Raw genomic sequence first — 1,728 nt, forward strand, 5'->3', positions numbered from 1 at the left:
TCGCGCTGGTGGTCGAGTCGTTCTTGTAGGTGTAGAGGTTGTGCGACACCTTGTTGTAGGCGAACAGGTCGTCGACGTTCTGCTGGGTGAGGCTGCCGCGGTGGGCGATGAGGTAGTTGTTCCAGCCCGTGTGGTCGGGGCTCTGCTGGGCCGTCGAGACGACCGTCGAGCTCACCGACGGGTCGCTGTTGCCCGGGACGAGGTCGAGGTTGCCGTCGGTCGTGGTGGCGAGCAGGTCCGGCACGCCGTCGCCGGTCAGGTCACCCGGGGTGACCTTGGCACCGGGGTTCCAGGGCGCGTAGAAGCTGTAGGTCGACGGGGTGGGCTGGGTGTTGCCGGCGCCGTCGATGGCGCGGACGTAGAGGGTGTGGGTGCCCCACTGCGAGGCGCTGACGCTGATCGGGATGTTCGCGGTCGCCTTGCCGGTGCTGTCCGGGGTGACGTTGATGGTGGTGCCGCCGCCGACCGGGACGTTGTTGTCCAGTGAGTACTGGAAGGCGTGGACGCCGCTGCTGACGCAGGCGGCCAGGGTGCAGCCGGTGGGCGTCGGGTCGATCGCGGAGACCGGGACCGTGGCGGTGTCACCGGCATGGCCGGTGGGCGTGGTGCCGCTGCCCAGGGGCGGGAACGCGGTGGAGGTGCCCATGGTGGAGGTGGGCGGGGTCAGGTCGACGTTGAAGGCGCAGTTGGTGACGTGCGGGCCGTCCAGGGTGTTGTCGTTGGCCCAGACCTCCCAGCCGTATTGGTGGCCGTCGCTGACCGGGAACCCGATGTTGGTGCTCACCGTGCCGCCACTCGAGGTCCAGCCCGAGCTCCACATGGTGTTGTTGTTGTAGGGGTGGCCGCTCCCGTCATTGGCCATGTTGTCCCAGATGTGGAACCCACCGCGGAGGTTGACGCCGCTCATATTGGTGGTGAGACGGGCGTTCAGGGTGATGTTGGAGGCGTTGCCGTTGAGGCTGGTCATGCCGATCCAACCGGGGGTGCCACCGCAGGCCTGGCCGTTCTGCGAGGGGGGATTGGTGCCGATGGTGTCGGGGGCGTTGGGCGCGATGTCGAACGTGGTGACCGTGTACGGGTTGGAGCTGAAGCGCATGAACCCGAGGTTGCCGCTGTACTGACCCTCGTTGCCGTAGATGCCGAACGTCAGGTTGTTGTAGCCGCGGTACTGGCTGATCTGACTGGTGATGTCGAAGTTCACCGTCTGGTTGCCGCAGCCGGCGTAGGCGCTCTTGACGGTCGTCTGGCCGAGGCCGGCCACGGTACCGGGCTGGCTGTTCCAGGTGGTACCGCTGTTGATGCCGCCGGTGAGGTTGAGGCCGATGCCCCAGGTGTTGTTGCAGCCGTGGTCGGCGCCGTAGGTCTCGGTGAGGTACAGCGTCGACTTGAGGATGGTCATGCTGCTGTTGAGGTAGCTGGTGTCCATCTCGTAGTACGAGCGGTACAGACCGAAGCAGTTGCTGTCGAACTGCTGGTAGCCGATGCCCTCACCGTTCTCCTGGTTGCTGTCGTAGAGACCGGTGTAGCTCGGGCAGCCCGACTTGACCTCGGTGAAGTGGTTGGTGCCGCCGCTCCACGGGCTGACCGAGGGGTCGATGTAGAGCGGGTAGGTGACGTCCCCGCCGGTCAGCTGCGCCGGATCCGGCGTGAGGGTGATCGCGCCCGGGTCGGCCTGGACGTTGAGCTTGCTGACGTGCGCGGCCTGGCCCGGGCCGTCCTTGCTGGAGG

The 1,728-nt window shown here is 66.7% G+C and carries 1 protein-coding gene; it reads right to left on the reverse strand.

Annotated elements, in window-relative coordinates:
• Positions 1 to 1,728: DNRLRE domain-containing protein (locus ACIGXM_RS37360; protein WP_396568580.1), on the reverse strand; the 1,728-nt coding region annotated here is incomplete at both ends.

Origin of the sequence: Kitasatospora sp. NPDC052896 (assembly GCF_044547075.1) — a bacterium.
Classification (GTDB): domain Bacteria; phylum Actinomycetota; class Actinomycetes; order Streptomycetales; family Streptomycetaceae; genus Kitasatospora.